Source organism: Gilvimarinus sp. 1_MG-2023 (assembly GCF_030548285.1).
This window is the reverse complement of sequence record NZ_JAUOSC010000738.1, coordinates 1-296: the sequence shown is the minus strand read 5'-3', so window position 1 is coordinate 296 and position 296 is coordinate 1. Positions and strand designations below refer to the sequence as shown.

Annotated in this window: 1 protein-coding gene; it reads right to left on the bottom strand. The window is 59.1% G+C overall.

All coding sequences use genetic code 11. The annotated features are described in order from the left end of the window. The coding region (locus Q4563_RS18825; RefSeq protein WP_303605601.1) for an aminotransferase class III-fold pyridoxal phosphate-dependent enzyme at nucleotides 1-296 on the bottom strand (296 nt) is incomplete at both ends.

The window sequence follows — 296 nt, the reverse complement described above, 5'->3', positions numbered from 1 at the left end:
GGGATTTTGTGGCTTTGTCCTGCACCAGAGCGATACCGGCTACCAGACCAACGCCATCAATCTGGCCCACTAACGGGTGGTCGGCGAGGCTTTCACGCAGGGCTTTCTGGAAGTAGGGGCCGGTGCTGTCGCGTACCTGCTCTACAATGCCTTCGGTTTTCATTATTTCGATGGTTTTCAGCGCCACGGCGGCGGCCACCGGATGACCGGAATAGGTAAAGCCGTGGTTAAAGTCGTTATCGTGCTCCATCAGGGCGTTGCTGATGCGATCCCCGACCGCCACGGCGGCGATGGGC